General features: G+C 64.5%; 4 protein-coding genes. All 4 read left to right on the forward strand.

Translation table 11 applies throughout. The features are described from left to right. Positions 1 to 1,538: GMC family oxidoreductase (locus EOA27_RS29780; protein WP_145970614.1), on the forward strand; the 1,538-nt coding region annotated here is incomplete at its 5' end. Position 1,539: 1 nt separating this feature from the next. Continuing rightward, the gene (locus EOA27_RS29785; protein WP_126081364.1) at positions 1,540 to 1,947 is read left to right on the forward strand and encodes a hypothetical protein; all 408 of its coding nucleotides are present in this window, start codon (positions 1,540 to 1,542) and stop codon (positions 1,945 to 1,947) included. A 28-nt stretch (positions 1,948 to 1,975) separates the two neighbouring features. Further along, positions 1,976 to 2,353 carry a carboxymuconolactone decarboxylase family protein gene (locus tag EOA27_RS29790; RefSeq protein ID WP_040985791.1) on the forward strand — a complete coding sequence of 126 codons (378 nt, stop codon included), beginning with the start codon at positions 1,976 to 1,978 and terminating at the stop codon, positions 2,351 to 2,353. After that, positions 2,350 to 2,984: aldehyde dehydrogenase family protein (locus tag EOA27_RS29795; protein WP_245491197.1), on the forward strand; the 635-nt coding region annotated here is incomplete at its 3' end. The genes EOA27_RS29790 and EOA27_RS29795, both read left to right, overlap by 4 nt.

The raw sequence follows: 2,984 nt of genomic DNA on the forward strand, positions 1-2,984 counted from the left end.
TACTGGAGCAGGGCGAGTGGCCCGAATATAACGACTACACCGGGGCGCGGCCGGAGCACGAGCTGGTCAGCACCAAGCTCTGGCACCCCAACCCCAATGTGCGCGACAACCCGAACGACTATCCGGTCGACACCTCGACCACGGACATCAATCCGCTGATGTTTGCCGGCGTCGGCGGCAGTGCCACTCTCTACGGTGCGCAATGGATGCATTTCCTACCCTCGGATTTCCGCGTCCGCTCGCTCGACGGGGTGGCCGAAGACTGGCCTTTCTCTCATGAGGATCTGCTGCCCTACCAGCTCGAGATCGAGCGCGAGGTCGGCGTGTCTGGCCTTGCCGGCGACCCGGCATTTCCGCCACGGGGACCATATCCTTTCCCGGCGCTGCCGATAGGCTCCGTCGGTCTGCGCGGCGCGCTCGGCATGGAGCGCATGGGCTGGCACTGGTGGCCGGGCAGTAATGCGATACCGTCCGAAAAATTCGGCGAGTTGAACGCCTGCGTGCGGCGCGGCACCTGTCTCACCGGTTGCCCCGAAGGCGCGAAGTCGACCACCGACCGTTCGCACTGGCCGCTTGCGCTGAAGGCCGGCGCCCGGCTTGTCACGCGTGCCCGCGTCAAGGAGGTCGAGACCAACGAGCAGGGGCTCGCCACCGGCGTCGTCTATGTCGACGCCAATGGCCGCGACCGGCGCCAGCGCGCCAAGGTCGTCATCCTCTGCGCCAATGGCGTCGGCACGCCGCGGCTGCTGTTGATGTCGGGCGGAGCGAAACACCCGGACGGACTGGCCAACTCTTCGGGCATGGTCGGCAAGCGGCTGATGATGCATCCCTTCGCCAGCATCCTTGCCTCCTACGCGGATCCGTTGGACTCCTGGCGCGGCCCGTTCGGGCAGCAGGTCTATTCGCTCGAATTCTACGAGACCGACGAGCGGCGCGGCTTTGTGCGTGGATCGAAATGGAACTGCATGCCATCGGGCGGTCCGGTCGGCGTCTCGGGCGCTATCGGCTCCAAGGTCTATGTCGCCGAGGAAGGCCGCTTCCAGGATTTCTGGGGCGCCAACCTGCACGAGAATGTCGCCCGCCGCTTCGGTCATTCGCTGATCTGGGGCATTGTCGGCGAGGACCTGCCGGAAGAGGAGAACCAGGTGGTGCTGTCGAAGGATCTCGTCGACTCCGACGGCCTGCCGGCGCCGCAGATCATCTACAAGGTCAACGAGAACTCGAACCGCCTACTCCAGTTCAACATCGACCGCTGCCTGGAATCGGTGCGCGCCGCCGGCGCCATCGAGACGCTCGTTTCCACGCCGGTGCGCGAGTCCGGCTGGCACCTGATCGGCACGACCGTCATGGGCGACGACCCCAAGCGCTCGGTGGTTGACCAGTGGGGTGCCTGCCATGACGTGCCCAATCTCTACATCATGGACGCCTCGACCTTCCCGACCTCGGGGGCGACAAACCCGACTGCGACGATCATGGCGGTGGCGTTGCGCAACACACGTCGCATGATTGCGAAACGTCGCAACCAGAAGGTCGCCTGAGATGAGCAAAGACAAGACGTTCCTCGCTCTTGCGGACTTCCTCATCCCGGCCCACGGCACAATGCCGGCGTTCGGTTCCGTCTGCAGCTTCGCCGATGCCGAACAGGCGCTCGATTTTCGCGTCGATCTCAAGGAAGGATTTTATCGTGCGCTCGACGCCGATCCCTCATTGAGCGCGGAAGCGCATCTCGAAAGGCTGAACAAGGAAGACGGCGCCGCCTTCTCTGCCGTCACGACGATCGCGATTTGCACTTACTACATGAACCCGCGCGTGCGCGAGCTGCTCGGCTATCCCGGCCAGGAAAGCGTGCAGTACGATTCCAAGGCCACCCAGATCTACCTCACCGACGGCTCGCTTGGCCACGTGCTGGCGCGCGGTCGCAAATACCGGCCGACACCCGGCCTCTGATCCGTCCTAAGCAGAAAGGAATAACCCGATGGGTAAGGACATGTTCGACAAGGGCTTCGAAATCCGCAAGGCGGTGCTCGGAGCCGAGTTTGTGGAGAAGTCTTTCGCCAGCGCCGACGATTTCAACCGGCCGATGCAGGAGCTGGTGACCGAATATTGCTGGGGCGCCGTATGGGGCCGCGAGACGCTCGACCGCAAGACGCGCAGCATGCTGAACCTGGCGATGCTGGCTTCCCTCAACCGGCCGCACGAGTTGAAGATGCACGTCAAGGGCGCGATCCGCAACGGCGTCACCAAGGACGAGATCCGCGAGGTGCTGCTGCAGGTCGCCATCTATGCCGGCGTGCCGGCCGGCGTCGACGCCTTCCGCAACGCCCGCGAGGCCCTGCAGGAAATCGGGGCATGATCCAGCGTCCGCCGCTCGCCGAGGACAAGCTTGCCATGCTGATCGGCGGCCGTTGGGCCGCTGCGGCGTCGGGCGAGTATTTCGAGTCCTTCGATCCCTTCACCGGCAAGGCCTGGGCGCTTGTTCCGCGCGCCGGCGTTGCCGATGTCGATGCGGCCGTGGAGGCCGCGTCACAAGCCTTCCGGGGGGAATGGCGGTCGATGACGGCGAGCGCGCGCGGCCAGATCATGGCGCGCTTTGCCGACCTCGTCGCCGAGGAGGCGGAAAATCTCGCCGTTCTGGAGACGCGGGACAACGGCAAGCTCATCAACGAAATGCGGATGCAATGCAAATACATCCCGCAATGGTTCCGCTTCTTCGGCGGGCTGGCCGACAAGATCGAGGGACGCGTCATCCCGATCGATAAGCCCGGCGTTTTCAACTACACCAAGCTCGAGCCTCTGGGCGTCGTGGCGGCGATCACGCCGTGGAACTCGCCGCTGATGCTGGCGACCTGGAAGCTGGCGCCGGCGCTGGCCGCGGGCAATACCGTCGTATGGAAGCCTTCGGAATTCTCGTCGGTCTCGGCGCTCTTCTTCGGCAGGCTGTTCGAGAAGGCCGGCTTCCCGAAGGGAGTCGTCAACATCATCAC

This window comes from Mesorhizobium sp. M2A.F.Ca.ET.037.01.1.1, assembly GCF_003998075.1.
Lineage (GTDB): Bacteria > Pseudomonadota > Alphaproteobacteria > Rhizobiales > Rhizobiaceae > Mesorhizobium.

Bases quoted from the DNA above. Each gene is read 5' to 3' on its own strand.
- EOA27_RS29790 (WP_040985791.1), top strand. From the start codon at position 1,976: ATGGGTAAGGACATGTTCGACAAGGGCTTCGAAATCCGCAAGGCGGTG.
- EOA27_RS29785 (WP_126081364.1), top strand. From the start codon at position 1,540: ATGAGCAAAGACAAGACGTTCCTCGCTCTTGCGGACTTCCTCATCCCG.